Origin of the sequence: Cedecea sp. FDAARGOS_727 (assembly GCF_012273235.1) — a bacterium.
GTDB lineage: Bacteria > Pseudomonadota > Gammaproteobacteria > Enterobacterales > Enterobacteriaceae > Cedecea > Cedecea davisae.
In genome coordinates this window covers 1,262,446-1,287,946 of sequence record NZ_CP050966.1, presented here as the reverse complement: position 1 = coordinate 1,287,946, position 25,501 = coordinate 1,262,446, and the positions used below count along the sequence as shown (strand labels likewise).

24 protein-coding genes are annotated in these 25,501 nt (G+C 55.7%); 14 read left to right on the top strand and 10 right to left on the bottom strand.

What is annotated here, in order from left to right; genetic code table 11:
• Nucleotides 1-73: 73 nt before the first annotated feature.
• Both FOC35_RS06170 and proP read right to left on the bottom strand, forming a co-directional pair.
• Entirely contained in the window at nucleotides 74-1,642 is a 1,569-nt protein-coding gene (locus FOC35_RS06170) for an ABC transporter substrate-binding protein (RefSeq protein ID WP_172568449.1), read from the bottom strand.
• A 249-nt stretch (nucleotides 1,643-1,891) separates the two neighbouring features.
• Nucleotides 1,892-3,397, bottom strand: coding sequence for a glycine betaine/L-proline transporter ProP (proP, locus tag FOC35_RS06165; protein WP_172568448.1), 1,506 nt, complete (start codon nucleotides 3,395-3,397; stop codon nucleotides 1,892-1,894).
• 305 nt (nucleotides 3,398-3,702) lie between these two features.
• Here proP and FOC35_RS06160 point away from each other — a divergent pair, with 305 nt between their 5' ends.
• Entirely contained in the window at nucleotides 3,703-5,223 is a 1,521-nt protein-coding gene (locus FOC35_RS06160) for a PAS domain-containing methyl-accepting chemotaxis protein (RefSeq protein ID WP_016534698.1), read from the top strand.
• Between the two features lie 26 nt (nucleotides 5,224-5,249).
• On the opposite strand, the gene FOC35_RS06155 is transcribed toward FOC35_RS06160, so the two are convergent.
• Both FOC35_RS06155 and FOC35_RS06150 read right to left on the bottom strand, forming a co-directional pair.
• On the bottom strand, nucleotides 5,250-5,939 hold the full coding sequence (locus FOC35_RS06155; protein ID WP_172568447.1) for a response regulator: 690 nt from the start codon (nucleotides 5,937-5,939) through the stop codon (nucleotides 5,250-5,252).
• Between the two features lie 10 nt (nucleotides 5,940-5,949).
• Entirely contained in the window at nucleotides 5,950-7,566 is a 1,617-nt protein-coding gene (locus FOC35_RS06150) for a sensor histidine kinase (RefSeq protein WP_172568446.1), read from the bottom strand.
• A gap of 306 nt (nucleotides 7,567-7,872) precedes the next feature.
• Here FOC35_RS06150 and FOC35_RS06145 point away from each other — a divergent pair, with 306 nt between their 5' ends.
• The 12 genes from FOC35_RS06145 to uxuR all read left to right on the top strand — a co-directional run bounded on the left by FOC35_RS06145 (nucleotide 7,873) and on the right by uxuR (nucleotide 19,206).
• Complete coding sequence (locus tag FOC35_RS06145) at nucleotides 7,873-9,237, top strand: 2-hydroxycarboxylate transporter family protein (protein WP_016534702.1); 1,365 nt, start codon at nucleotides 7,873-7,875, stop codon at nucleotides 9,235-9,237.
• A gap of 23 nt (nucleotides 9,238-9,260) precedes the next feature.
• Nucleotides 9,261-10,130 (top strand): fumarylacetoacetate hydrolase family protein, encoded by an 870-nt coding sequence (locus FOC35_RS06140; RefSeq protein WP_172568445.1) that lies wholly within the window; start codon nucleotides 9,261-9,263, stop codon nucleotides 10,128-10,130.
• Between the two features lie 4 nt (nucleotides 10,131-10,134).
• A complete protein-coding gene (citC, locus tag FOC35_RS06135) occupies nucleotides 10,135-11,178 on the top strand; it encodes a [citrate (pro-3S)-lyase] ligase (protein WP_172568444.1) in 1,044 nt (347 codons plus the stop codon).
• A 23-nt stretch (nucleotides 11,179-11,201) separates the two neighbouring features.
• Nucleotides 11,202-11,495 carry a citrate lyase acyl carrier protein gene (gene citD, locus FOC35_RS06130; protein WP_016534705.1) on the top strand — a complete coding sequence of 98 codons (294 nt, stop codon included), beginning with the start codon at nucleotides 11,202-11,204 and terminating at the stop codon, nucleotides 11,493-11,495.
• Nucleotides 11,492-12,367, top strand: coding sequence for a citrate (pro-3S)-lyase subunit beta (gene citE, locus FOC35_RS06125; RefSeq protein WP_172568443.1), 876 nt, complete (start codon nucleotides 11,492-11,494; stop codon nucleotides 12,365-12,367). The genes citD and citE overlap by 4 nt, the downstream gene beginning before the upstream one ends.
• Nucleotides 12,368-12,377: 10 nt before the next feature.
• Entirely contained in the window at nucleotides 12,378-13,901 is a 1,524-nt protein-coding gene (gene citF, locus FOC35_RS06120; RefSeq protein ID WP_172568442.1) for a citrate lyase subunit alpha, read from the top strand.
• 5 nt (nucleotides 13,902-13,906) lie between these two features.
• Nucleotides 13,907-14,446, top strand: coding sequence for a citrate lyase holo-[acyl-carrier protein] synthase (gene citX / locus FOC35_RS06115; protein ID WP_016534708.1), 540 nt, complete (start codon nucleotides 13,907-13,909; stop codon nucleotides 14,444-14,446).
• Nucleotides 14,424-15,269: a triphosphoribosyl-dephospho-CoA synthase CitG gene (citG, locus tag FOC35_RS06110; RefSeq protein WP_172568441.1), complete on the top strand. Its 846-nt coding sequence runs from the start codon at nucleotides 14,424-14,426 to the stop codon at nucleotides 15,267-15,269. Before citX ends, citG begins: the two co-directional genes overlap by 23 nt.
• An 85-nt stretch (nucleotides 15,270-15,354) precedes the next feature.
• The gene (locus FOC35_RS06105; RefSeq protein WP_172568440.1) at nucleotides 15,355-16,386 is read left to right on the top strand and encodes an NADP-dependent oxidoreductase; all 1,032 of its coding nucleotides are present in this window, start codon (nucleotides 15,355-15,357) and stop codon (nucleotides 16,384-16,386) included.
• 294 nt (nucleotides 16,387-16,680) lie between these two features.
• A complete protein-coding gene (gene cspA, locus FOC35_RS06100) occupies nucleotides 16,681-16,893 on the top strand; it encodes an RNA chaperone/antiterminator CspA (protein ID WP_039897868.1) in 213 nt (70 codons plus the stop codon).
• 257 nt (nucleotides 16,894-17,150) lie between these two features.
• Entirely contained in the window at nucleotides 17,151-18,335 is a 1,185-nt protein-coding gene (uxuA, locus tag FOC35_RS06095) for a mannonate dehydratase (protein WP_172568439.1), read from the top strand.
• An 82-nt stretch (nucleotides 18,336-18,417) separates the two neighbouring features.
• Nucleotides 18,418-19,206: a Uxu operon transcriptional regulator gene (gene uxuR, locus FOC35_RS06090; protein ID WP_016534713.1), complete on the top strand. Its 789-nt coding sequence runs from the start codon at nucleotides 18,418-18,420 to the stop codon at nucleotides 19,204-19,206.
• A gap of 34 nt (nucleotides 19,207-19,240) precedes the next feature.
• Here uxuR and FOC35_RS06085 read toward each other — a convergent pair whose 3' ends face one another.
• From FOC35_RS06085 to FOC35_RS06065, 5 genes are all read right to left on the bottom strand, one after another.
• Nucleotides 19,241-20,035, bottom strand: a complete 795-nt coding sequence (locus tag FOC35_RS06085) for an anti-sigma factor (RefSeq protein WP_172568438.1) — start codon at nucleotides 20,033-20,035, stop codon at nucleotides 19,241-19,243.
• Nucleotides 20,032-20,580 carry an RNA polymerase sigma factor gene (locus FOC35_RS06080; RefSeq protein ID WP_172568437.1) on the bottom strand — a complete coding sequence of 183 codons (549 nt, stop codon included), beginning with the start codon at nucleotides 20,578-20,580 and terminating at the stop codon, nucleotides 20,032-20,034. The genes FOC35_RS06085 and FOC35_RS06080 overlap by 4 nt, the downstream gene beginning before the upstream one ends.
• On the bottom strand, nucleotides 20,558-21,094 hold the full coding sequence (locus FOC35_RS06075; RefSeq protein WP_172568436.1) for a M48 family metallopeptidase: 537 nt from the start codon (nucleotides 21,092-21,094) through the stop codon (nucleotides 20,558-20,560). Before FOC35_RS06075 ends, FOC35_RS06080 begins: the two co-directional genes overlap by 23 nt.
• Nucleotides 21,095-21,110: 16 nt before the next feature.
• Nucleotides 21,111-21,701: a cytochrome b gene (locus tag FOC35_RS06070; RefSeq protein ID WP_172568435.1), complete on the bottom strand. Its 591-nt coding sequence runs from the start codon at nucleotides 21,699-21,701 to the stop codon at nucleotides 21,111-21,113.
• Between the two features lie 123 nt (nucleotides 21,702-21,824).
• Nucleotides 21,825-22,919, bottom strand: a complete 1,095-nt coding sequence (locus tag FOC35_RS06065; protein ID WP_172570330.1) for an adenosylhomocysteinase — start codon at nucleotides 22,917-22,919, stop codon at nucleotides 21,825-21,827.
• Nucleotides 22,920-23,139: 220 nt separating this feature from the next.
• Between FOC35_RS06065 and FOC35_RS06060 the strand changes: the two genes are divergently transcribed.
• Entirely contained in the window at nucleotides 23,140-23,724 is a 585-nt protein-coding gene (locus FOC35_RS06060) for a histidine phosphatase family protein (protein ID WP_016534719.1), read from the top strand.
• Nucleotides 23,725-23,779: 55 nt separating this feature from the next.
• Here the strand turns inward: FOC35_RS06060 and FOC35_RS06055 are convergent, their stop codons facing one another.
• A complete protein-coding gene (locus tag FOC35_RS06055) occupies nucleotides 23,780-25,453 on the bottom strand; it encodes a carbohydrate porin (RefSeq protein WP_016534720.1) in 1,674 nt (557 codons plus the stop codon).
• Between the last annotated feature and the right edge of the window lie 48 nt (nucleotides 25,454-25,501).

The following is a 25,501-nucleotide window of genomic DNA, read 5'->3' as shown; positions in this document are numbered from 1 at the left end:
TAATAAAACCCTCACCCAGCCCTCTCCCGGTCAGGAAGAGGGGAACAATCTTAGTAGAGTGAGGGTTGTCTGATTACTTAGTGACGTTGTCGTAATACACCATATCCGCATTCAGACCTTGCTGGTAGCCTTTAATGTTATCGCGGACCACCACCTGGGTTTTACCCTGGTCAACAAACACATACGGGGAGCTACGCTGCAATTCTTCCTGCAGTTTGGTGTAGAGCGTTTTGCGTTTGGCCGGGTCAGCTTCGGCAACTGCCGCCAGCGTTTGCTTGCTCAGCTCTGGTATCTGCCAACCGTTCAGTCCGGCAACGGTGCTGGCCTTGCCGTCGTTATAGGCGAAGGCGCTGGCGTTGGAGTGGGCGTCGAAATAGTCAGGGATCCACAGGCGAATCGCCGCCTGGTGCTGTTTGGCGCGAACGCGGGCGTAAACCTGGCTACCGGCGGCTGGCAGTAAATCAACCTTCACGCCGCCCTGGGCGAAGCTCGCCTGCATGGACTGGGCAATGGTGATAAACGGCGGCTTGTTTTCCACGTCCAGAGAGAAGTGAGCGTCTTTAATTCCCGCTTTGGCGAGGATCTCTTTGGCTTTAGCCGGGTCAAATTTAAACGGTGAGTTCTCCAGCGCGCCCGGGAAACCGACCGGCAGGAAGCTCTGATGCACGAAATACTGGCCCTTCAGCAGATCTTTAGTAATCCCCTGGTAGTCCACGAGGTAGCGAGCCGCTTCCCACAGCGCCGGGTTTTTCAGCAGTGGGTTAGCGTTATTGCCGACGTTAAATACCAGATAGTTTTGCTCGGCGCTCGGAATGCTAAGCACTTTCACGCCCGGTTTACCTTCCAGAGCGCTGGTCTGGTCAGAGCCTAAATCACGGGCGATGTCGGCGTCACCTTGCTGGATAAGCAGGCGGCGAGCGGCCGGATCGGGCACGTTTTTAATGATGATGTTTTTAACTTTTGGCGCGTCGCCAGGCGAGGTTGGATTGGCGTCCAGCACGATAGCCTGGTGCGGCTGATAGACGCGCATTTTGAACGGGCCGCTACCGGCGGAGTGCATTTTCAGCCACTCGTTACCGAAGTCGCCAGCTTTAACATTAGGCTCTACCGCCTTTTCATCGACGATGGAGGCGATTGGCGTGGAGAGAATATTCAGCGCTACCGCCGGGCTGACGTCCGCCGTCCAGTGTACTTCCAGCGTGTGCTCATCGACCTTTTTCAGCTGGTTTGCGATGTTATCCGGTTGCCAGCCGAGCACGTTGAGAATAAAGGCCGGGGACTTGTTCAGCGTCACCGCGCGGGTGTAAGAGAAAATAACGTCTTCCGGGCGCAGCGGGTTGCCGGAGGCGAATTTGGCATCCGGGCGCAGCTTAATAGTCAGCTTTTTATGGGCGGCATCGCCTTCCCAACTGGCGGCCAGAATCGGCACAACTTTAGCCGGGTCGGTACGGTCGGCCTGCACCAGGCGCTGGTAAAGGCTTGGCACGGTCTGAATGCTGGAAAGCTCGTTGGCTTCGGCCGGGTCGAGACTGACGATATCGTCCAGCCCCTGAGCGACAACCAGGGTATCCGGCGGCGTGGCGGCATGAGAAGCCGCGGACAGCGCGGCAAGCAGCAGTAATGGCAGAACTTTTCTTTGCATGTGTGCACCCTGTAAATTGTGTTTTTTATCGGCTTTTTCTAAGTGTATTTACGTTAGGTGAGTTATCGCAATTCACAAAGTCAAAATTGCGCTTTGCATATAAATATACGATATATCCAATGCCATAAAGTGCTGAGAATCCTCATTCCTTCAGTTTTCCTCGCAGGGAAAAGGCGCAAAAAAAAGCCTCCACGCAAAGGCGGAGGCTTTCTCATTCTTTCCCTGTACCCCTTAGTCAGGAGGGAAAAACTACTCGTTTATGCGCGGGTGCTGCTGCACCAGCAGGGTACGTTTCGCCTGTAAGTCTTCGATTTCCTTATCCAGGTCCTCAATCTTCTGCTCGATATTATCGTGATGCTCCTGAACAATCTCACGAGCTTCGGCAATATCAGAGGCCGCCGGCGTTGCGCCTTTCAGCGGTTTATTCGCCGTCTCTCTCATGGTGATGGCGGTGATAAAGCCGATAATCGCCACGACCATCAGGTAGTAAGCAGGCATCATCAGGTTCTGGGTAGTTTCTACCAGCCAGGCCGCAAGCGTAGGCGTCACGCCCGCAATCAGCACCGAGATGTTAAAGGCGCTGGCAAGGGCGCTATAACGAATATGGGTCGGGAACATCGCCGGTAGAGTGGATGCCATTACGCCGATAAAGAAGTTCAGCACCACCGCCAGTATCAGCAGACCGGCAAAAATCAGCCCAATTTCGTTGCTGTTAATCAGCATAAACGCCGGAATGGACAGCAGGAACAGGCCGAGACTGCCGAGTAAGATAAACGGACGGCGGCCAAAACGGTCGCTCAGCAGGCCAATCATCGGCTGTACGAACAGCATCCCTACCATAATGGCGATGATTATCAGCACCCCATGCTCTTCCGAATAATGCAGGTTATGGGAGAGGTAGCTCGGCATGTAGGTCAGCAGCATGTAGTAGGTTACGTTGGTGGAAATCACCAGACCGACACACACCAGCAGGCTGCGCCAGTGTTTGGTGGCAATCTCTTTAAACGACACCTTCGGCCCTTCGGCCAGCCCTTCGCGGTCGCCCTGTTCCATTTTCTCAACGTGCTGCTGGAACGCCGGAGTCTCTTCCAGCGCGTGGCGCAGGTAGAGGCCGATGATGCCCAGCGGCAGCGCCAGGAAGAACGGAATACGCCAGCCCCATTCGAGGAAGCTTTCCTCGCCGACAATCGCGGTAATCAGCACCACGACGCCCGCGCCGCAGACAAATCCGGCTATTGAACCGAAGTCCAGCCAGCTGCCCATAAAGCCGCGTTTTCGGTCGGGTGAGTATTCGGCCACAAAGATAGACGCCCCGGTATATTCGCCGCCTACCGAGAAGCCCTGGGCCATTTTGGCCAGCAGCAGCAGGATAGGTGCCCAGATGCCGATGGTGGCATAAGACGGGATAAGCCCGATGGCGAAGGTACTGAGCGACATGATGACGATGGTGATAGCCAGAATTTTCTGACGACCGTATTTATCCCCTAGCATCCCAAAGAACAGGCCGCCCAGCGGGCGAATCAGGAAAGGAACAGAGAAGGTCCCCAGCGCGGCAATCATCTGCACGCTTGGGCTGGCATCCGGGAAGAAGACTTTACCCAGGGCGTAAGCAACAAAACCATAAACACCAAAATCAAACCATTCCATCGCGTTACCGAGTGAGGCGGCAGTGATGGCTTTTTTCAGGCGCGCATCGTCAATGATAGTGACATCACTGACCTTAATCGGCCTGACTTTCTTTTTCCTTTTTAACATTTTTTATCCTCGAGTTTTCCTTGCGGGGGTAAAAATTCCCTCTGTAAGTGTAGTGTGCCGATGAACAAACGCTGGCGAAAACAGCAGCACTCAGTTCAGGTGCCAGCAAAGAGAGGTGAACAAGTAATAACATATTGAAACTATTTAAAATGCAATGCTTAAGCTAGTCTCATTAATATTGTGGCTAATACCTGGAAGTGCGATCAATATCAAATTTTTTAACTAAAGTAAAATTTCACTGCGCCGACATAACATAGATACCACTAAAGCATTAACATCTGGATAACCTCTCAAAGGGAGTTGCTATGTCCGCCCATGTGCCGGTCACCCAGCGCGAATACACGCTCGATGACGATACGACCCTGATGTCCACCACCGATCTGCAAAGTTACATTACCCACGCTAACGATACCTTCGTGCAGGTCAGCGGTTACCAGCTTCATGAACTGAGCGGCGCTGCACACAACGTCGTGCGGCATCCCGACATGCCGAAAGCGGCATTTGCCGACATGTGGTTTACCCTGCAACAGGGCGAGCCGTGGACCGGCATCGTGAAGAATCGCCGTAAAAATGGCGACCATTATTGGGTGCGGGCCAATGCCGTACCGGTGGTGCGCAACGGCAAAACGACCGGCTATATGTCGATTCGCACCAAGGCCACGCCGGAAGAAATTGCCGCCGCCGAGCCGCTGTATAAGGCTCTGAACGAAGGGCGCAGCAACAAGACCGTTTACAAAGGCCTGGTACTGCGCAAAGGCCTGTTCGGCAAGTTGCCGACGCTTTCCCTGCGCTGGCGTATTCGCGGGCTGATGGGCGGGCTGTTTGTGCTGCTGATGGCCGCCGCTTTTGCGTTCGGCGAGAACCCGCTGCAAATGCTGGCCATTACGGCGTTTACCGCACTCGCCTGTATCCTGCTGGAGTGGCAAATCGCACGCCCTCTGGAAAACGTTAAACGCCAGGCGCTGGAAGTCGCGACCGGCAACAGCCATCGCGTTAAGCACCTACAGCGTAGCGACGAAATTGGCACCATTTTGCGCTCTATCGGCCAGCTTGGCCTGATGTGCCGCTGGCTGATTAATGATGTCAGCAGCCAGGTGGCAAACGTGCGTACCGGCAGTGAAGCCATGGCTAAAGGTAATGACGATCTTAACGAGCGTACCCGTCAGACGGTGGTCAACGTGCAGCAAACCGTGGCGACCATGAACCAAATGGCGGCTTCGGTACAAACCAACTCGGAAACCGCGGCGGCGGCAGACAAACTTTCCAGCTCCGCCAGCGATGCAGCCACCCAGGGCGGCCACGCGATGGAAACCGTGGTGACCACCATGGACGATATCGCAGACAGCACGCAGCGCATCGGCTCTATCACCACCCTTATCAACGACATCGCCTTCCAGACCAATATTCTGGCGCTTAACGCGGCGGTAGAAGCGGCCCGCGCCGGTGAGCAGGGCAAAGGCTTTGCGGTGGTTGCCGGTGAGGTTCGCAATCTGGCTCAGCGCAGCGCCAGCGCGGCCAACGATATCCGTAAGCTTATCGACGCCAGCGCCAGCAAGGTACAGTCGGGCACGGTACAGGTTCACGAGGCGGGCCGAACCATGCAGGACATCGTGGCTCAGGTGCAAAATGTGACCCAGCTTCTCGGACAGATTAGCCATGCCACTTCGGAACAGGCCGATGGTCTGGCGGATATCACCCGCGCGGTGGCGGAATTAAATTCCATCACTCAGAAAAACGCCGCGCTGGTGGAAGAAGGTGCGCAGGTTTCAGCGATGGTTAAACACCGCGCTACCCGCCTGCAGGATGCGGTAACCGTGCTGGGATAACGACGTAGAGCGGATAAATTATCCGCTCAGCTGCGCTTATATAAACGGCGGGGGTGACCAATTTTGCCGTACAGCATCTCTACGCTGAGAAAACCTTTTTCGACGCAGTGCTCCAGGTAGCGGCGGGCGGTGGTTTTACTCAGTTTGGTTTCGCTTACCACGTCGTCCACTGAAAAACAGCGCTGCGCTTCGCCCTCGCGAAACAGGCGCTGCACCAACTCTAAGGTATTTTCCTCAATCCCCTTGCTGCCCGCGTCGAGCGGGGCGTTTCTTGCCTGTAGTTCATAAAGCTTATCGACGTTTTGCTGATCGACCACTTTCCATTCGCGCTGCTGCTGGCTGAACTGTACGAAGCGCTCCAGAGAGTGGCTCAGACGCTTCCACGAAACGGGCTTCAGGATGTAGTCAAACGCGCCGCTGCGGATGGCCTGGCTACAGGTATCCATATCGCTGGCGGCGGTAATGAAAATGACCGAGCACGGATACTGCTTGAGCAGGTCGCTGCCGAACAGCGTGAGGCCTTTGCCGTCGGGCAAATAGTTGTCCAGCAGCAGCAACTGAGGCTGCTTTTCGCGCATCAGGCGCTGGGCGGCGGCCAGGCTGCTGGCAATGCCAACCAGATGGAGGTGAGGGTGCTTATCGATAAGCTCCGCATGGAGGGCGGCAAGCTCGCTCTCATCCTCCACGATCAGCACATTAATCATTTCATTCTGCATACTAAAAGCCTTACGTTGGGTTGAGGTTGCTGCCCGGAACGACAACGTCTGGAATAAAGACCGAGAAAACGGTTCCGCTCGGCAGGTTGTCGGAAACCTCCACGCTGCCTTTTGCCAGCGCAACATAACTGGCGATAAGGTGCAGCCCCAGCCCGTGATCGCCGTGGGTCTTGGTGGTGACGCCGGGGGTGAAAATATGCTCACGCAGCTCCGGGGCAATGCCTACGCCGTGATCGGCCACTTCAATCACCAGTTCTCGTTCGTTGAGCACGATATACACTTCAACCGGCTGGTGTTCGCCTTCGGCGCGCTGCGTGGCTTCAATTGCGTTATCCAGCAGGTTGCCAATAATCGAAATCAGCTCTGACTCCGGCACGTTAGCGGGCATGCGGGTCATGCTGCAGGCCGGGTCGAACGCCAGCACCACCCCTTTTTCTCTCGCTCTGGCATATTTCCCGAGCAGCAGCCCGCAAAGCGTGGCGGAGCAGAAACGCGCTGAGACAAAATCCAGCACTTCCTGAGCATGTTCGGACTGCGCTTTGATGTAGCGTTTAGCCTCGTCGTAGCGTGCCATATGCAGCAGCCCGGCAAGCGTCGCCATACGGTTTAACTGCTCATGACGCATGATGCGCAGGTTGTCGACATAGCGTTTTACCTGGCTTAGCTGGAAGCTCAGGCTGTCGATATCCTTGCGGTCGCGGAAGGTGATAACCCATCCCTGCAACTTGCCTTCCAGTTCGATGCGCACCCGGCTTGCCACCACGCTGAGATCGTTGAAGGCGCAAATTTCGTCGTGGGTATCGCGAGCCAGCATCACTTCAGGGTTGAAGAACGCGACCGGGTTAATCACCTCGGCAAGCTGCCTGCCTCTGATCTCGCGCGAAGGCTGGTTCAGTCCGAGCAGTTTTTTCGCCGCCTTATTGATAACCTCAATATGCGACTGGCTATCAATGGCTATTACCCCTTCATAAATCGACTCCATCATCGCCTTCTGCTGGCGCACCAGCAGGCTTATCTGCCTGGGCTCCAGGGAAAACATCTGCTTTTTAATGCTGCGGGTGAAGTACCAGGAAAAAACGAATAAGGCGACCAGCAGAAAAGCGGCGGCCAGCAGAATATTAATCACTTTGCCGGAGGTGACATCGTCGAGATAGCTTTTCAGGTAGCCTACGGAAACGATGCCGATGACTTTGCCGTGTTGGTCAAAAATCGGCGCTTTGCTGCGCAATGAAAGACCAAGGCCGCCCTGGCGCAAAGTGGTAATGCTTTTGCCCTGTAAAACCTCTTCGTTATCGCCGCCGACCAGGGTTTTGCCCACCCGGTCTGCGTAGGCCGAGTGGTAGAGATGGATGCCGTGGTCATCGCCAATAACGATAAAGCTGGCGTCGCTGTGGCTAACCAGTTTTTGCATAAAGCTATGGATTGCCGGAATATCCTTTCTGGCTACAGAATCCTGTAATGTGGGAATTAAGGCAATATCTTCTGCCTGAATTCTGGCGCGGGTGCTCATTTCCTGATAAAGCTGGCGGCCAACGTCGAAATAGTAATAGGTGCCGAGCATGCAAAATAGCACCGAAAAAAAGGCGACGAGGTAGATAAATAAGCGTATTTGAAAAGAGACTTTCATAATCCAGCGTGTATTCAGCAGAGCAAGACGCCAGCTTAACACTGATGAGCCGCAGTCTACGTGGCTTTGAGTGAAAGTTTGAACAACCTCACGCAACGGCGTTTTTCATCCTCTATCTGCTGTTTTTTAGGCTAGCTTAAGGTTTCTCTAAGCCTATTAATAAAAACCATAAAAACCACGCCAACAATTAAAACCATTAACGCCATAGATGCCTTTAAATTAACTGTTTTAATCTGCTTGCCCTCACATTACATGGGTATTTAATCTTTTAGTCTGCTCCGACAAATTAAAATAAGGAGCTTGATTATGAGCACGACCGATGATTCCTACAACATCATTCCAGAACCTATTGATATTAATAAGCCGTCGATGAAGGAGCGCTGGTGGCATATTCTCGACAGCTGGAAAGTGGGCATTATCCCGCTGCCGCTGTTTGTCCTGGCCGGCGCGCTGATAGCCATTGACTGCCTGGGCGGCAAGCTGCCGAGCGACATCGTGGTGATGGTGGCCACTCTGGCTTTCTTCGGCTTCGCCTGCGGCGAGTTCGGTAAGCGCCTGCCGGTTATCGGCAAAATGGGTGCCGCCGCCATCTGCGCTACCTTTATCCCTTCCGCGCTGGTCTATTACGGGCTGCTGCCGGATGTAGTGGTGGAGTCCACCACCAAATTCTACAAATCCACCAACATTCTCTATCTCTACATCTGCTGCATTATCGTCGGCAGCATCATGAGCATGAACCGCACCGCGCTGATTCAGGGCTTCCTGCGCATCTTCTTCCCGATGCTGTGCGGTGAAGTGGTTGGCATGGTTGTTGGCATGGGCGTTGGGCTGGCGTTAGGCCTTGAACCCTTCCAGATCTTCTTCTTCCTGATTTTGCCTATTATGGCCGGCGGAGTGGGCGAAGGGGCTATTCCGCTTTCCATCGGCTATGCCACCCTGCTGCATATGGACCAGGGCGTGGCGCTGGGCCGCATTCTGCCTATCGTGATGCTGGGTAGCCTGACGGCGATTGTTATCTCCGGATGCCTGAACCAACTGGGTAAGCGCTTCCCGCATCTGACCGGGGAAGGGGAGCTGATGCCGGGCAAAAAAGCCAACGGTGAGAAAGAGCCCTCCACGTCGATGTTCAGCGGTAAAGCGGACGTTACTACTATCGCTTCCGGCGCGCTGCTGGCGGTGCTGCTCTACATGGTCGGCATGCTGCTGCACAAACTGATTGGCCTGCCTGCACCGGTCGGTATGTTGTTTGTTGCTGTTCTTATCAAGCTTTGCCACGGCGTTTCTCCGCGCATGCTTGCCGGTTCGCAGGTGGTTTATAAATTCTTCCAGACCGCCGTCACCTACCCAATCCTCTTCGCCGTGGGCGTGGCGATTACGCCGTGGAACGAGCTGGTTGACGCTTTCACCATCAACAACCTGCTGGTCATCGTCAGCACCGTCAGCGCGCTGGTGGCGACCGGCTTCTTCGTCGGTAAAAAAATCGGTATGCATCCTATCGACGTGGCGATTGTCTCCTGCTGCCAGAGCGGGCAGGGCGGCACCGGCGACGTTGCGATTCTTACCGCAGGCAATCGCATGTCGCTGATGCCGTTCGCACAAATTGCCACCCGCATCGGCGGCGCAATTAACGTTTCGGTGGCGCTGCTGGTGCTTGGCAACTTTCTTGTCTGATTTTTGATTAACCAGGAACTGTTATGAAACTCGCGAGTTATTTACTGCAGGGTCAGCGTAGCTACGGCATCGTTACGGCTGAAGGTATTGTTGATCTTGGCCGTCGCTTAGGCACCCGCTTTGCGGATCTTAAAGCCCTGCTGGCGGCGGATGCCGTACACGAAGCTCTGCCGTTTGCCGGGCTGGCTGCCGACTTCTCTCCCGCCGATGTCAGCTGGCTGCCGGTGATTGAGCGCCCGGAAAAGATCCTCTGCGTTGGCATGAACTACGCCGACAAGCGCAAAGAGTTTGACCAGCACAACCCGGCTCCCACGCTGTTCGTGCGCTTTGCGGATTCCCAGACCGGACATAACGGCCCGGTGGTTAAACCGCACCACTCCAGCGAATTTGATTACGAAGGCGAGCTGGCGGTGATCATCGGCAAAGGCGGAGTGAATATCGCCGCCGCAGATGCTCTGAGCCACGTTGCCGGTTACAGCTGCTACATGGACGGTTCGGCACGGGACTGGCAGCACAGCTGGTTTACCGCCGGAAAAAACTGGCCACAGACCGGTTCCTTTGGGCCGTGGATGACTACCGCCGACGAAATTACCGATCCTCACGATCTGGCGATCCGCACCTGGCTTAACGGCCGCATGGTGCAGGAAGACAACACGAGCAGCATGATCCACAAAGTGGCGGAGCTTATCGAATACATCAGCACCTTCACTTCGCTCGGCGCTGGCGATGTGATCATTACCGGATCTCCGGGCGGGGTAGGTAAAAAACGCACGCCGCCGCTGTTTATGAAACCGGGCGATTGTATTGAAGTTGAAATTGAACGCATCGGCCATCTCAGCAATGTGATCGTTGAAGCGCGTGCGCCGCAGGCCGCCGTGGCGGTGGCCCACTAACGCTATGTACCACTCCAATCCCATTGAGTTCAGAACCGTCGATCCTCTAAGGCAGCCGAAGGAGCTGGCGGCGATCCGTGAGCTACTGGAATGCAATCAGCTCGGCCTCGACGGCGATATTCAGCTGTTTGTGGTTGCCGCTGCGGGACGCCGGATCGTGGGCTGTGCAGGGCTGGCGTGGCGCACCATCAAATGCGTGGCGGTGGATGAGGCCTGGCGCGGCGATAACCTCAGCGTTCGTTTGCTGGGCGAGATACAGCACATGGCGATGGAGCGCGGCAATGCGCATCTATTTCTGTTTACTCGCCCGCACAATCTTGAGCGCTTTCGCCAGGGCGGCTTCTGGCCGCTGGTGCAGGTGGAAGAGACGGCGGTGCTGATGGAAAACACGCCCGTCGGCATTAGCCGCTACTGCGCCGGGCTGGAAAAAAAGCGCAAGCCCGGGAGCCGCATCGGCTCGATTGTGATGAACGCCAACCCGTTCACCCTGGGCCATCGCTATTTAGCGGAGCAGGCGGCGGCGCGCTGCGACTGGCTGCATCTGTTCGTGGTACGTGAAGACGCCTCCTTTTTCCCGTTTGAAGAGCGCTGGGAGATGGTTTGCCGGGGCGTGGCGCATTTGCCGAACGTCATCGTGCATCGGGGTTCCGACTACCTGATTTCCCGCGCCACTTTTCCGGGCTATTTCCTGAAGGAGAGCGGCCTTATCGACAAAACCTGGAGCGCGATGGACTTGATGATTTTCCGCGACTACATCGCTCCCGCGCTCGGAATTACCCACCGTTTTGTTGGCAACGAACCGTTTTGCGCCGTCACGCGTGAGTACAACCAGGCCATGCGCTACTGGCTCGAGGTACACCGCAACCATAGCGCGGCCTCGCTTCAGGTGGTGGAGCTGCCGCGTAAATGCCATGCCGCCGGGCGGGCGATATCCGCCTCGGAAGTCCGTGCCTTACTCAAGAGCCAGCAAATGGCCCGCATCCGGGAAATAGTCCCGGAAACAACCTTTAGCCATCTCCAGCGTTATTACGCTCTGGATGTGGCCTGATTTTTTAACCAGGACAAAGCCTTATGAAAATAGTTAAGGAAGCTTTAGCCGGCACGCTCGAGTCCAGCGATCTGCTGGTGCGGGTGGCTCCCGCCGAAGGGGAATTCAGCCTGATTACCCACAGCGAAGTGCAAAAGCAGTTTGGCGAGCAGATTCGCAAAGTAGCGGAGCAGACCCTGCAACAGCTCGGGGTGAAAGAGGGCATTTTTATTCTTGAAGACAAAGGCGCGCTGGACTGCGTGATCCGCGCCCGGCTGCAAAGCGCGGTGCTGCGTGCGGCCAACGTCGAACAAATTGACTGGGAAAAATTACAATGAAAAAACTCCGTCGCAGCATGCTATTTCTCCCCGGTGCCAATGCCGCCATGCTTTCAACCGCTTTTATCTACCGCCCGGACTCGATCATGTTCGATCTGGAAGATGCGGTTGCCCTGCGCGAGAAAGATACCGCCCGCGTGCTGGTATTCCACGCGCTCCAGCATCCGATGTACCGCGATATTGAAACCGTGGTACGCATCAATCCGCTGAATACGCCTTTTGGTCTTGCCGATCTTGAAGCTGTAGTTCGCGCCGGTGTGGACGTAGTGCGCCTGCCGAAAACCGATACGCCGGAAGACATTTTCCTGCTTGAGTCGCACCTTGAACGCATTGAAAAAGCTTGCGGGCGCGAGCCAGGTTCCACCAAATTAATGGCGGCGATTGAGTCCGCCGTGGGCGTGATAAACGCCGTGGCTATTGCTCGTTCCTCCCCGCGCCTTATCGGTATTGCGCTGGCGGCGTTTGACTACGTGATGGACATGCAGACCGAACGTGGCGACGGCACGGAGCTTTTCTATGCCCGCTGTGCGGTGCTGCATGCCGCTCGTGCCGCAGGAATTGATGCCTTCGATGTGGTTTGGTCGGACGTGAATAACGAAGCGGGATTCCTGCGCGAAGTCGAGCTGATCCGCAAGATGGGCTTCAACGGGAAATCGCTGATTAACCCACGGCAGATTGAGCTGCTGCATAACGCCTACGCGCCGACTCAGGAAGAGGTTGATTATGCTCGCCGGGTGATTGCCGCGGCGGATGAAGGCGAGCGTAACGGGCTGGGCGTAGTGTCGCTAAACGGCAAGATGATTGATGCGCCAATTATCAATCACGCGCAGGTGGTTCTGGAACGCGCTTCTGCTTCCGGCGTGCGCCGCTAAGGATAAAACAATGAGCAACATGACTGAACTTTTGCACCTCGATTACCCGCATCTTTCACATCTCACTGATTTTGAAGGTGCGCACCAGATTACCCCATGGCTTAAGGACGCTGAGGCGAAGAAAAACCGCAAACTCTGCGGCACGCTGGAGCAGGCGATTGCCCAAAGCGGGCTGAAAGACGGCATGACCATTTCCTTCCATCACGCGTTTCGCGAGGGAGACCGCGTGATTAACCACGTAGTCGCCACGCTCGCTCGCCTCGGCTTTATAAACCTCACTCTGGCCTCCAGTTCGTTGATGACCTGCAATGAAGCGCTTATCGAGCACATCCGCTCCGGCGTTATCACCCGTATTTACACCTCGGGCATGCGCGGCAAGCTGGCGGAGGCTATTTCTCACGGCCTGATGGACGAGCCGGTGCAAATTCACTCCCACGGCGGCCGCGTGAAGCTGTTGCAGGACGGCGAGCTGAACATCGACGTGGCGTTTCTGGGCGTGCCGTGTAGCGATGAGTTCGGCAATGCCAACGGCACTCACGGTAAATCCTGCTGCGGCTCGCTTGGCTATGCCAAAGTGGACGCTCACTTTGCCCGCAAAGTTGTGCTACTGGCCGAAGAACTGGTGCCGTTTCCCAACATGCCTGCCAGCCTGATGCAGGACGAAGTGGATTACATCGTCAAGGTCGATACCGTCGGCGATCCGGCCAAAATTAGCGTGGGCGCGGCCCGCGTAACCAGCAACCCGCGCGAGCTGATGATTGCCCGTGCGGCCGCCGAAGTCATCGAGCACTCGGGGTATTTTCGTAACGGTTTCTCAATGCAAACCGGCTCCGGCGCGGCGGCTACCGCCTGCACGCGCTTTATGGAAGAGAAAATGGAGCGCAACGGCGTGGTGGCTCGCTTCGCGCTGGGCGGGATCACCGGGAGCCTGGTTGATCTGCATGAGAAAGGCCTGATCGAAAAGCTGCTCGATACTCAATGCTTTGACGGACAGGCAGCGGCCTCGCTGGCGCGTAACCCGAACCACGTTGAGATCTCCACCAACGTCTACGCCAACCCGACGGCAAAAGCCGCCAGCTGTGACCAGCTGGACGTGGTTATTCTCAGCGCCTTAGAGATAGATATCGATTTTAACGTCAATGTAATAACCGGCTCCGACGGCGTCATGCGCGGCGCTTCCGGCGGCCACTGCGACGTAGCCAGCGCCGCAAACCTGACGATTGTGGTCGCGCCGCTGCTGCGCACCCGCATTCCGACCGTAGTCAAACGCGTCACCACGCGGGTAACGCCGGGTGAAAGTATCGACGTCCTGGTTACCGACCACGGTATTGCCGTGAATCCGGCGCGTCCGGAGATCCGCGAACGGCTGCTGGCCGCGGGCGTGAAAGTTGTGGATATCGCAGATCTCTACAAACGCGCCATTTCCCTGACCGGGGAGCCAAGGCCTATCGAGTTCACCCGGCGTATTGTCGGCGTGATCCGCTACCGTGACGGCAGCGTGATCGACGTGGTGCGCCAGGTCAAAGAGGAGTAAACACCATGAGCGAAGCCCTGCTGGAGCATGAAGGCATTACCCTTGAAGCGCTGCTGGAGGCCAAAGAGAAGCGCGCCCGCAGGCAGCATGACTGGCTGGTGCGCCACCGGCAGCCGGTGCTTTCCCTGACGCTGGTGACGCCCGGTCCGGTTAAAGACAGCATTCGCTACCGCAACTGCATGGCGGTGGCTTTGCAGGCGTGCGATCAGCTGCTGTGGCAGCGTCACTGGCCGGTGCTGGAGAGGCAGGTATTTTGGCTGCCAACCGGGGCGGAAGCGATGTGGAGCGTGGCACATGCGGCTAGCGAGCTGAAAGCGGCAACGGTAGAGCTGGAGCAAACTCACCCGCTCGGCCGGCTGTGGGACGCAGATGTTATCTGCCCGGAGAACGGCCCGGTGGGGCGAAGCTCGTTGGATATGGCGGGGCGGCGTTGCCTGGTATGCAACGAACCGGCTCATGCCTGCGCCCGTTCCCGTCGCCATCCGCTGGATGAGGTGACTCAACGCGTAGAGAGGCTAATAGATGGCTGGTTTGCCAGGGATTAATACCGTCGCCGCGCCGCTGCCGGACGTTCCGGAGCTGGTGCGGCAGGCCCTGCTGGATGAAGTCTGGCTGACGCCAAAGCCTGGGCTGGTGGATAGCGTAAATAACGGCTCGCATCGGGATATGGACCTGCCGATGTTTCTTCGCAGTATCGCCGCTATATCGCCGTGGTTCGGCACTTTTCACGCGCTTGGGCTTGAGCACGCCGGGCGCGGGAGCGGTGAAATGCTGCGGCTGATCCGCCCGGCCGGAATAGCCTGTGAGCAGGCGATGTATCAGGCTACCGACGGGGTGAACACGCATAAAGGCGGCGTGTTCTCTCTCGGGCTGCTGTCTACCGCCGCAGGCCGCCTGCTGGGGCAGGGGGAAAAATTGACCGCCGCGAAGCTGTGCGCCACGGTGGGTGAGATGTGCAGCGGCCTGGTGGAAAGAGAGCTGGTTATGGCGCGTAAGGCGGCAACCGTTGGTGAAAGGCTGTATCAGCAGTTTGGTTTGACCGGGGCGCGTGGCGAAGCCGAAAGCGGATTTTTGACGGTACGCCAACATGTGCTGCCTTATTGGCATCAGGAAGCCGACGCGCAGCGCCGTCTTTTGAATGCGATGCTGCGCCTGATGGCGGTTAATCCTGATACTAATCTGGCGTCGCGAGGCGGGCTGACCGGCCTGCGCTACGTTCAGCGCTATGCCGCTCGCCTGCTGACACAGGGCTGGACGACAGAAGATTTACAGCAGATGGACTCGGAGCTGATGGCCCGTAATCTCAGCCCCGGCGGCAGCGCCGATCTGCTGGCCGTAAGTATCGTTTTAGCGGAAGTTGCGGCATAAATCCTATGCCGCACGAATTTCATGCTGCCCCGGCCCGATTTTGACTAGTCTGAAGTTTTCACTCTGGAAAACTAAGGAGCTCCTGATGGCCCAGTCTGCTGATAAAAACCGTCGCTTCGTCTTGGCACAGCGCCCGCAGGGCATGCCAACTCGCGAAGATATTCATCTGGAAGAGATCGCCGTGCCCGCGCCCGGTAAAGGCGAGGTGCTGCTGCGCACTCTTTATCTTTCACTCGACCCGTATATGCGTGGGCGCATGAGTGACGCCAAATCTTACTCTGCACCCATTGGTATCGGAGAAGTAATTGTTGGCGGGACCGTTAGCCGCGTGGAAAGCTCTCAGCATCCCGATTATCAGCCCGGCGACCTGGTGCTGTCCTATGCTGGCTGGCAGGACTACGCTATTTCGAACGGCGAAGGGCTCCGCAAGCTGGATAAAAATATGGCGCATCCTTCCTGGGCGCTGGGGCTGCTTGGGATGCCGGGCTTTACCGGCTATATGGGGCTGACCGATATCGGCAATCCGCAGCCGGGTGAAACGGTGGTGGTAGCGGCGGCCAGCGGAGCCGTGGGTTCCGTTGTCGGGCAAACCGCTCGCCTGCGTGGCGCGAAGGTCGTTGGTATTGCCGGCGGGGAAGAGAAATGCCGCTATGTAAAAGAGACGCTGAAGTTTGATGTTTGCCTCGATCACCGCGCCAGCGACTTTGCCGAACAGCTGGCAAAAGCCTGCCCGAACGGCATCGATGTCTATTTTGAAAACGTCGGCGGCGCGGTGTTTGACGCGGTGCTCCCTCTTCTCAACACCAAAGCGCGCATCCCAGTTTGCGGCATGATAAGCCAGTACAACGGTGAAAATAGCGCCTTTGAACAAGACCGTTTGCCGCAGCTGATGTCGACCATTCTGAAAAAACGCATGCGCGTGGAAGGTTTTATCATTAGCCTGGATTACGACCATCGTTACGAAGAATTCTTTAAACAGATGAGCGAATGGATTGCTGCCGGTGAGATTGAGTTCCGCGAAGATATCGTGGACGGCCTGGAGAAAAGCGTCGAGGCGTTCCAGGGCCTGCTTTCCGGGAAGAACTTCGGCAAGCTGATTGTTAAGGTGGCTGAGTAATACAACCCCCTCTCCTCTGCGGAAGAGAGGGTTCATTTCTCGGGAAATTAAATGAGAATATTTTTTATTTGAAAGTTGTTCTTGATAAATGAGTAAGGACGTGAGAGATTAGCTCTCGGTTTGGAACACAGACCTTATGAAAGCAGTTTTAGTAAAGCAGTCCTCAGTTCAAGCGCTATCTTAGATATCCCTTCTTCTCGAGTCTCCTCCTAAGTGCCCGAATAAGTCCAACTCTGCTGAACAGACCATGTTCGCCGCGTTTAGTGGCTCAAGATAATGAAAAAGGTAATATCTATGTCTAACAAAATGACTGGTTTAGTAAAATGGTTCAACGCTGAGAAAGGTTTCGGTTTTATCTCTCCTGCTGACGGCAGCAAAGACGTGTTCGTACACTTCTCTGCAATCCAGAGCGATAACTTCAAGACTCTCGACGAAGGCCAGAAAGTTGAGTTCTCTATCGAGAACGGCGCTAAAGGCCCAGCTGCTGCTAACGTTGTTGCGCTGTAATCCAGCCTGACGTTTCAGTAGTTAAAAAACCCGCTTAGGCGGGTTTTTTTGTGTCCGCAGTTTATAGATGTCCTATAGCTTTTTGCGATTTATCCTCAATGTTGTGTGCTAAATTGTGATTTTGGTTAACCAATTATTCTTCTCTGATTGACAGCCTCTCTAAATTAGCCGAATTTGTTCGTCATAGAGTGGATGAATCATGGTGCTCAGTCGCGAGATTGGGTGGTCAACCAATTAAAAGCTATCGAGGATGCTACATGAAACAAACCTGGCGTTGGTATGGTCCGAACGATCCGGTAACGCTGGCCGATGTGCGCCAGGCCGGTGCCACAGGCGTTGTCACCGCACTGCATCACATTCCAAACGGCGAAGTCTGGCCGGTGGACGAGATCCTCAAGCGTAAAGCGATGATTGAGGCGGCTGGGCTGGAGTGGTCGGTGGTTGAAAGCGTGCCTATCCACGAAGAGATCAAAACCCACAGCGGGCAGTACGACCTGTGGATTGAAAACTACCGCCAGAGCCTGCGCAACCTGGCGCAGTGCGGCATATATACCGTGTGCTACAACTTTATGCCGGTGCTGGACTGGACGCGAACCGACCTCGAATATCAGCTGCCGGACGGCTCCAAAGCGCTGCGCTTTGACCAAATCGAATTTGCCGCCTTTGAGCTGCACATCCTGCAACGTAAAGGTGCACAGGCGGACTACAGCGCCGAAGAAATTGAGCAGGCGAACCGGCGTTTTGCCGAAATGAGCGATGAAGAAAAAGCCCGTCTGACGCGCAACATCATTGCTGGCCTGCCCGGAGCGGAAGAAGGCTACACGCTGGATCAGTTCCGCGCCCGGCTTGATACCTACAAAGATATCGACAAAACAAAGCTGCGCGAGAACTTCGCTTACTTCCTGCGCGGCATTATTCCTGTTGCCGAACAAGTGGGGCTTCGCATGGCGGTGCACCCGGACGATCCTCCGCGCCCCATTCTCGGCCTGCCGCGCATTGTTTCTACCGTGGAAGATATGCAGTGGATGGTTGAGGCGGTTAGCAGCGAGGCGAACGGTTTCACCATGTGTACCGGCTCTTACGGCGTGCGCGCCGACAACGATCTGGTCGGGATGATCAAACGCTTCGGCCCGCGCATCTACTTCACCCATTTACGCTCCACGCTGCGGGAAGATAACCCGAAGACCTTCCACGAAGCGGCTCATTTGTATGGCGATGTGGATATGTATGAAGTAGTGAAGGCCATTGCGGAAGAAGAGCAGCGCCGCAAGGCTGCGGGGCGGGAAGACTTGATCCCTATGCGCCCGGATCACGGCCACCAGATGCTCGACGATCTGAAAAAGAAAGTGAATCCGGGTTATTCGGCGATTGGCCGCCTGAAAGGGCTGGCGGAGGTTCGCGGGGTTGAGCTGGCTATTCAGCGGGCCTTCTTCACGAAATAAAGCCTGCACACTCTCACCGGGGCAAGGGAATGGGTCAACCAATTATGCTATAGTCTGGCGCATTCCCGGCCTGTTGTGAGCAATGATGAAACCACAAACCCACGAAAAATCCGCCGTCCCGCCGCAGCGCCCTTACCAGGAAGTGGGCGTGATGCTGCGCGAGATGATAGCCGGGCAGCAGTATGCCCTGGGCGACAGGCTGCCGCCGGAGCGGGAGATTGCCTCTTTACTGGCGGTTAGCCGCACCGTAGTGCGTGAAGCGCTGATCATGCTGGAAATCGAGGGGCTGATTGAAGTCCGGCGCGGTGCGGGCATTTTTGTTATTGCTATGCCCCGCCAGGCGATTGCCGGAGAGACGGTTTCCGCCACGCAGTGCAACGATGCCGGGCCGTTTGAGCTATTGCAGGCTCGCCAACTGCTGGAGAGCAATATCGCCGAGTTCGCCGCGCAGCAGGCTACCCGCGAAGACATCATGAAAATGCGCCGTGCTTTGCAGGTTGAAGAGCAGGAGCTGGCGTCGGAAGAGGGGGAAAGCGGCGACAGGCAGTTTCACCTGGCGATTGCCGAGGCGACCCATAACAGCATGCTGGTGGAGCTGTTCAGGCAATCCTGGCAGTGGCGCGAGAACAACCCGATGTGGGTTCAGCTGCACAGCCATCTGGAAAATAATCACTATCGCAGCGAGTGGCTTAGCGACCATAAGCTTATCCTGGCTGCGCTTATCAAAAAAGATGCCAAAGCCGCCAAACATGCCATGTGGCAGCATCTGGAAAATGTAAAAAACCGGCTGCTGGCACTGTCCGACGTCGATGATATTAATTTCGACGGCTATCTGTTCGAGTCCTGGCCGCTAAACGAAACGGAACGTTAAGCGCCCGTGAGGCCAGCCGATGAGCTGGCCTTTTTTAGATCTGCTCTTGCAACAGTTCGCCGCTATTTTGCAAGTCCTGCTGCGGGTTACGGCCAATCAGCACGTATTCAAAACCTTTCTCGCGCCACCAGACCAGGTTCAGGCCTCTGCGTACCTCATGTTTCAGCCCGCCCGATCCGGCGGTTTTAGCCCGCGATATACAAAGCGCCATCGGCCCATAGCTGGCATGCAGCCAGGCGATTTGCGCGATGGATGTGCTGTTATAACGCAACATGCGCACGCTTTTTAGCTCGGCTTCCGGTAGCTGAATTTCGTCCTGAGCAAGCGTCAGCCCGATGTCCTGCTGCATCCGGTTTAGCCCCTGCTGTAGCGCCTGCGGAGTGACGTTGATATCCGCCAGCGTTTCGGCGCTGTACAGCGACATGTACTGGGCTATCAGGTCACGGATTTCCGTCTCGCCGCTAAGCTCTTTCTCCTCAGGATGAATAAAACGTCCGGCCAGCACGCCTACGGCAAGGAAGCTGAGCGAGGCGGCAATCAGGCTACGGCGGCTAACCCCTTCAGGCTGCGGTTTTACCTTCACCGGCTGGTGAAGCAATATCTGGAGTTTGGCCTGCATTTTTTCCAGCGGCGCATCCTGTAGCAGCGGGGCAAAAGCCTGCTCCCACGGCTGGTTGCTTTGCATCAGCTGTTCCACGCGAACGGCAAGCCCGGCGTCTTTGTTCAACTGCTGGTCAAAAGCGCCGCGCTCTGCTTCGCTCATCTCGCCGTCCAGCCAGGCAACGATGGCCTCATCGCTCCACGGAGCGGAGAAGGATTGACGTGTCATTTAAGCTCCTTCTTCATCGTCGGCATCAGCTGTTTTGCCAGCGTCAGGCGCGCGGCGGCCAAGCGGCTCATCACGGTGCCGATGGGAATAGCCAGCGTGTTGGCGGCTTCCTGATAACTAAAACCTTCTACATAAACCAAAAATACCGTGTTGCGCTGCGCTTCGGGAAGCTCGCTGACCTGCTGTAGCAGGGCGTGATACTGGTGGCGATCCTCGGTGCTTTCCACGTCGGCCAGGGCGCTGAGTTCGTCGCCGTCGACAAAGCCCTGGCCCTGGCGAACGCGCAGGGCGCGGATTTCGTTGATCCAGATAGAGTACAAAATCGCAAACAGCCAGCGGTCGATTCGGGTGCCGGACTGAAACTGGTCGCCGCGCTCAAGGGCGCGCACGCAGGTAGACTGAACCAAATCCTCAGCCACATCGCGATTGCGGGACAGCACCATGCCGTAGCGCCAGAGGCGGGCAAGATGCAGTCCCAGCTGTAAACGAACTTCGTTGACGGTGATTTTTATGCCCTCAAACTTATGACTCCGGGTGCCCGTCAATGGCGGCTTTCAAATCGCGATACTCCTCGCAGCCGGTTCCGCAGAGCGTTTTAATCGTCGCCAGCTGGGCTTTAGCCAGGTCCGGGCGACCTTTGATTACCCACGCCTCACCGAGATATTCACGCACTTTGGCATAATGCGGATCGAGAGCGATGGAACGCTGATAATAGCCGATCCCTTCGTCAGTACGCCCCAATTTACGCGTGGCATAGCCGCGGTAGTTCCAGGCTTCGCGAGTATTGGGCTGCTGCAAAGTATCCAGCAGGTTTAAGGCCTCCTGATAGCGGCCGGATTTTGCCAGATGATAAGCATATTGGGTTTTGTCCTGGTCACCGATCATGCTGCTCTTCTCGACCAGACAGGTTTTGGTTTTACTGTCGTAAACCTGGCCTTTTGGGCAGTCCGGCGTTTTCGAATCATCATCGCCCATTGCGCTGGCGGCGGCGGAGTAAAGCAGGCCGCTGGCGACCAGGCACAGCAAAGGCAGCAGGTTAGCGGTTGAATGCGTTTTCATGATGTTGTCCTGTGGGTTAGCGAGAGTGGCCTTTGCAGGCGGGAAGCATGCGGCGTAGCGTGCCGTCACGTAGAACATAGTGGTGAAGCAGCGCGGCGGCGGCGTGTGCGCCGGCCAGAATAACCAGCGCCCACGCCACGTTGTTATGCAGCATGCCGAAGGTACGGCGCAGCATTGGGTCAATGTTAAACAGGTCGGGAATTTCAATGATATTGAAGAACCAAAACGGCTCTCCCTGCGCCCAGCGGAACAGAAAGCCGAGCGTGGCCTGAGCTATCAGCAGCAGATACAGCACGCCGTGAGTGGCGTGGGCGGCGATGCGAAATGCGCCCGGCATCGGCACTTTCTCCATCTTTCTTGATGGCGAGAACGCAGCGCTAATGCGCCAGGCAAGCCTTGCCAGGATGATGGCGCTCAGCAGAATGCCAAAAGAGATATGCAGCGACTGTAATCCTTTGCGCAGCGGCGTTCCGCGCTCGAGGGCTTCCCAGATATGGGCGCTGGCAAACAGGAAAATAACGCATCCGGCGGTTAACCAGTGCAGGGTGATGCTAAAGGCGTCGTAGCGTTTACGCCCGGCTCGGGCTTCAGGGGGCTGGTGGCTCATGATTATTTGTTCCTCAGGTTCTGGTAAGGAGTAAACAATCGGGCGGGGGAGTTTATTCGGGGACGTTTGAAAAAAAATTAAGGAGCCGGGTGGCTCCTTACATAATCGGTATGCTAAATGTGCTTACAACGCTTTTTGCCATACGGACTGTGGCAGCAGATAAACGGCTTTTTCTGCCTGCTGGCCGTCGGTCACGATGTGTTTTATGCCGCTCGCCATCACCGCCAGGGTCACGTCAAACGCGTTGAGGCTGTCGCCGAATCCGGCGGTCAGGTTCAGCATCGAGCCGTTCGCCATCAGGTACAGCGTTTTGCCGTTCAGCTGATAAGCGTTGATAAACGGCATCACTTCTTCGTTCGGGAATTGTTGCAGGTAGCCGCAGTCGATCTCTTCGGCAACGTGGCCGACGTTGAGGATGAATACGCCGTCTTTTGCCTTATCCAGCACCGCAGCGCTAACCACTTTCTTCGCGCCTGTAGCGGTTGCCACTACGTCAGTTGTGGTAATCACATCATTAATATCAACTACGTGCCAGCCATCGTAAGCGGCCTGCAGGCGGCGAGCCGGATCGAGTTCTGCCACCATAACCTGGCCACCGTAGGCTTTGGCCGCCGCGGCAACGCCCTGGCCCACCAGGCCATAACCGATAACCAGAACGCGTTTTTCATGCAGCGTCAGGTGAGTGGTCTGGAAGAAGGTTTGCCACGCGGTGAGGCCAACCATGTGGCGGTTGTGCAGGCCTTCTTTAACCGGGAGGTCGTCCCAGTTGAAGATTGGGTAGCCCGGGCGCAGGTCGGCAAGGCGGTTAACCCCGGAGCCGGTGGCTTCCAGGCAGGCCACAACATCGCCAAATTCGCCGCGCTGGTGCAGCAAAGTGGTGATGTCGGCACCCATTTCGCAAAGGTGCGTCGGGCGCCAGTCGATGGCTTTTTCCCAGGCGTTGCGCCAGTCTGCATCGCTCATATTGCGCCACGCGCTGGCTTCGGCTCCGGCGGCGACCAGATAAGCCACCACGTCATCCTGCACGGTGGTTGGGTTGCAGGTGGTGAGGAATATTTTGGCGTTTTTCTTCAGCAGGCCTTCCACCAGAGGGATCATCTTCAGGTCGAGATGCATATTGCAGGCGAGGCGGACGTGGCTTAAGTCAGGCAGCGCTTCAACCTGCTTCAGGGTGCGAACCATATGGCGACGGGACCACTCAATCTCTTTGATAAACATCTCGTTCTGGGCGTTCACGGAGGTTCCTTATTAATTGTTTTTAATGATTTTTATAGAATATATCATCACGATATCGGGCATGAGGATAGCAAAATGCAGGCGGCTTGTTAACCGGATGCGCGGGCGAGAGTGGTGTGACTTCTGGTTACCAAAGTTTTGTTTTATTGGCTGATTTATTCTCTATATTAATGTCTCTTTCCCCCAGTTGAACGTGAGAAAAATGATTAAAAAAGCGCTAGTCGTATTACTTGGTTCCGCGTTACTTGCCCCGATGATAGCCAGTGCGGACAGCACGATTGTGTTCTTACGTCACGGAGAAAAGCCGGACAACAATAGCGGGCAGCTGACCTGTAAAGGGCTAAACCGCGCGCTGCAATTGCCTTCGGTATTACTTAGCCAGTACGGTAAACCTGACGCGATTTATGCCTCTGCGCCGAAAGAGAACAAAACCGGTAGCTCCCTGCGCCCGCTGACGACAATTACGCCGACCGCCATTCGACTTTCACAGGCTATCGACCTGCATTACCACGCCGAGCAAACGGATGGCCTGGTTGATGCTCTGCTGAAAAGTCAGGGCAGCAATCACCTAACGTTTGTCTCCTGGGAGCATAAAAATCTGGTCGTGGCGGCGCAGAAGCTGGTGAAAAAAACCGGCGGCGATCCGGCGGTGGTGCCTAAGTGGCCGGGTTCTGATTTTGACTCGCTGTACATCATCAAGCTGGATGATCAACAGCGTTTCAAGTCTTTTACTCGCGGAGCGGAAGGCTTGAATAACGTGCCGGACAGCTGCGCGGCCGCAAGCTGACTGGAAAAGAAAAACCCGTCTGAGCAGACGGGTTTTTTATGTGTTTAACCGAAGATTACCACCACACTTCAGCCTGAACGCCCGCCATAAACTCGTTTTTGCTGTTCTCGTTGAAGCGGAACTGCGACAGCTCGTTATCCAGGATATTCAGATAGGTGCCGTAGAAACGAATCTCAGGACGCGAGCCGAGCAGGCTCGGGCCGACTTTTAGAGCATGGTACAGCGTAGTTTTGTAGCCGGACTCTTTCAGGTTCACGCCCTGCTCGGTTTTGTTTTTCTGGGCAAACCAGCTCAGCTCGAGGCCGGTCTGGTTCCATGTATCCCAGATCCATGCCGGGCGGATAACTGCGCGAATGCTGTTGAAGTCGCTGTGGGCACCGCTTTCATAGCTGTAAACGTCTTCCCCGTGGGAGTAAACCAGCGCGTTTGCCATGATGATACGGTCGGCAAGGTAGGTTTCACCCTGGGAAATCAGTCGCCATGCCACGCCGTCGGTCTGGTCGCCATAGTAGTATCGGCCCGGTGCCATTGAGTTGCTGGCACCCGAGAAGTTGGCGAAGCTGCTGGCGTAGGAGTTATTGGCAACCTGCAACGTAAACTCGTTAAAGGTATCGCGCGGCAGATCCTGGCGTACGATGGCCGTTGCCATCCAGGTGTCCTTCAGCTTGAAGAACGAGCCATTATCTTCATTGGTTTTCTGGTCGTCGGTTTTGTTGGCGAAGGCGTATTTACCCATCAACGACAGCGAACCGTTCTCCCACAGCGGGATGTTGCGGTAGCGCAAATCAACCGAGTTGGTGTTCATTTGCGTAGTATGGCTAAAGTCGCGGGAGTAAACATCGACGTCGTTACGGCTGACGGAGGCGTCAAGCTGGCCCACGCCAAGGTTCCAGTTCTGGATCCCCACGGCGGCGGCAACCTGCGTGGTCAATGACTTCCAGTCGAGCATCTGGATTTCGTATTCCGGCAACTTGTGTTTACCCACCCAGAAGTCGGCTTCCGGCGCAAACGGCAGGAAACCCCGCGTGGTCAGGAAGATATCGCTGAACTGCATGATATTTTCATTGCCGTTGTTGTCGCCGAACCAGGCATCGTTGTACTGCTCGCCCACGTTACCGTCATAGGTGACGATGGCGTTGGCGGTTTTGCCGTCCTGATTATAGACGCGCTGGTTGAGCGTTAAGTCGAACCAGCCGCTCATTTCGTTACCAAAACGACCCAGAGACCCGGCGGCATAGGTTTGCGCCGAACCACGGTTCCCGGCGGCCCAGCCGGAACGGAAATAGCCTTCGTAGCTGAAGCCGATATCGTCTTTAATAAATTTACTGATGTCTTTCAGCGTCACGCTTTCAACGCTGGTTTTACCGTCTTTTTTATTGGCGACGGCAATTCTCTGGTCGCCTTTAACCGGCGTTGGCGCAGGCTTAGTGCCAAAATGATTATTTTCATTTTCGATGTTATCTGCAACCGGAGAATATACCGTAGGGTTAACATTCGCCGTGCTGGATTGATTATTGCTGCCTGCGGTTTGTAGCTGAACAACCTTGTCTTTATAAACAGCTAACTCTTTCTGTGTTTTATTTAGTTCGGATTTGTTTTCTGATAATTGTCTTTCCAGCAGCTCCAGACGTTGCTCAACCGTTAATTTTGCCGCTACTGCGCTGGTTGAGGATAACGCTAACAGGATAGCTGAAGACAATAGACTGACCTTCAATAAATTTGAATTCATAGAATACCCCAGAAGTATAATTATTATTTGCCTCCGACATTAATTGCC

What these genes read in the sequence shown, in the direction of transcription:
- FOC35_RS06170 (WP_172568449.1), bottom strand. Translation starts at nt 1,642, where the DNA reads ATGCAAAGAAAAGTTCTGCCATTACTGCTGCTTGCCGCGCTGTCCGCG.
- proP (WP_172568448.1), bottom strand. Translation starts at nt 3,397, where the DNA reads ATGTTAAAAAGGAAAAAGAAAGTCAGGCCGATTAAGGTCAGTGATGTC.
- FOC35_RS06160 (WP_016534698.1), top strand. Translation starts at nt 3,703, where the DNA reads ATGTCCGCCCATGTGCCGGTCACCCAGCGCGAATACACGCTCGATGAC.
- FOC35_RS06155 (WP_172568447.1), bottom strand. Translation starts at nt 5,939, where the DNA reads ATGCAGAATGAAATGATTAATGTGCTGATCGTGGAGGATGAGAGCGAG.
- FOC35_RS06150 (WP_172568446.1), bottom strand. Translation starts at nt 7,566, where the DNA reads ATGAAAGTCTCTTTTCAAATACGCTTATTTATCTACCTCGTCGCCTTT.
- FOC35_RS06145 (WP_016534702.1), top strand. Translation starts at nt 7,873, where the DNA reads ATGAGCACGACCGATGATTCCTACAACATCATTCCAGAACCTATTGAT.
- FOC35_RS06140 (WP_172568445.1), top strand. Translation starts at nt 9,261, where the DNA reads ATGAAACTCGCGAGTTATTTACTGCAGGGTCAGCGTAGCTACGGCATC.
- citC (WP_172568444.1), top strand. Translation starts at nt 10,135, where the DNA reads ATGTACCACTCCAATCCCATTGAGTTCAGAACCGTCGATCCTCTAAGG.
- citD (WP_016534705.1), top strand. Translation starts at nt 11,202, where the DNA reads ATGAAAATAGTTAAGGAAGCTTTAGCCGGCACGCTCGAGTCCAGCGAT.
- citE (WP_172568443.1), top strand. Translation starts at nt 11,492, where the DNA reads ATGAAAAAACTCCGTCGCAGCATGCTATTTCTCCCCGGTGCCAATGCC.
- citF (WP_172568442.1), top strand. Translation starts at nt 12,378, where the DNA reads ATGAGCAACATGACTGAACTTTTGCACCTCGATTACCCGCATCTTTCA.
- citX (WP_016534708.1), top strand. Translation starts at nt 13,907, where the DNA reads ATGAGCGAAGCCCTGCTGGAGCATGAAGGCATTACCCTTGAAGCGCTG.
- citG (WP_172568441.1), top strand. Translation starts at nt 14,424, where the DNA reads ATGGCTGGTTTGCCAGGGATTAATACCGTCGCCGCGCCGCTGCCGGAC.
- FOC35_RS06105 (WP_172568440.1), top strand. Translation starts at nt 15,355, where the DNA reads ATGGCCCAGTCTGCTGATAAAAACCGTCGCTTCGTCTTGGCACAGCGC.
- cspA (WP_039897868.1), top strand. Translation starts at nt 16,681, where the DNA reads ATGTCTAACAAAATGACTGGTTTAGTAAAATGGTTCAACGCTGAGAAA.
- uxuA (WP_172568439.1), top strand. Translation starts at nt 17,151, where the DNA reads ATGAAACAAACCTGGCGTTGGTATGGTCCGAACGATCCGGTAACGCTG.
- uxuR (WP_016534713.1), top strand. Translation starts at nt 18,418, where the DNA reads ATGATGAAACCACAAACCCACGAAAAATCCGCCGTCCCGCCGCAGCGC.
- FOC35_RS06085 (WP_172568438.1), bottom strand. Translation starts at nt 20,035, where the DNA reads ATGACACGTCAATCCTTCTCCGCTCCGTGGAGCGATGAGGCCATCGTT.
- FOC35_RS06075 (WP_172568436.1), bottom strand. Translation starts at nt 21,094, where the DNA reads ATGAAAACGCATTCAACCGCTAACCTGCTGCCTTTGCTGTGCCTGGTC.
- FOC35_RS06070 (WP_172568435.1), bottom strand. Translation starts at nt 21,701, where the DNA reads ATGAGCCACCAGCCCCCTGAAGCCCGAGCCGGGCGTAAACGCTACGAC.
- FOC35_RS06065 (WP_172570330.1), bottom strand. Translation starts at nt 22,919, where the DNA reads ATGTTTATCAAAGAGATTGAGTGGTCCCGTCGCCATATGGTTCGCACC.
- FOC35_RS06060 (WP_016534719.1), top strand. Translation starts at nt 23,140, where the DNA reads ATGATTAAAAAAGCGCTAGTCGTATTACTTGGTTCCGCGTTACTTGCC.
- FOC35_RS06055 (WP_016534720.1), bottom strand. Translation starts at nt 25,453, where the DNA reads ATGAATTCAAATTTATTGAAGGTCAGTCTATTGTCTTCAGCTATCCTG.